Below are 338 nucleotides of genomic sequence, written 5' to 3' on the forward strand. Positions count from 1 at the left end.
ACGTAATAGTATTTATTGCGGTAAATATGTTAGGTTATAATCTGTATGATAACCTAGCAATTTGGTTTCCAGAAAATGATAATTTTAAAATTTGGCAGGTATTTACACACATGTTTATGCATTCCCAAACATTCTATTTGCATATCATACTAAATATGTTTGGATTATGGATGTTTGGCAGCCCTTTAGAACAAATGTGGGGCACGAAAAAATTTTTATTTTTCTACTTTTCTGCAGGATTAGGAGCTGTTTTTTTACCTTTAATTATAGATTTTTATGAATTTAATTCAATAATAGGACAATTAGAAAATAAGGGTTTTATTAAATCAGATATAATA

1 protein-coding gene is annotated in these 338 nt (G+C 27.2%); it reads left to right on the top strand.

All coding sequences use genetic code 11. The features are described 5' to 3' along the window. A partial coding sequence (locus IU405_RS08630; protein ID WP_197438211.1) for a rhomboid family intramembrane serine protease occupies positions 1–338 on the top strand: 338 nt, incomplete at both ends.

This window comes from Polaribacter sp. BAL334 (genome assembly GCF_015767435.1).
Classification (GTDB): domain Bacteria; phylum Bacteroidota; class Bacteroidia; order Flavobacteriales; family Flavobacteriaceae; genus Polaribacter.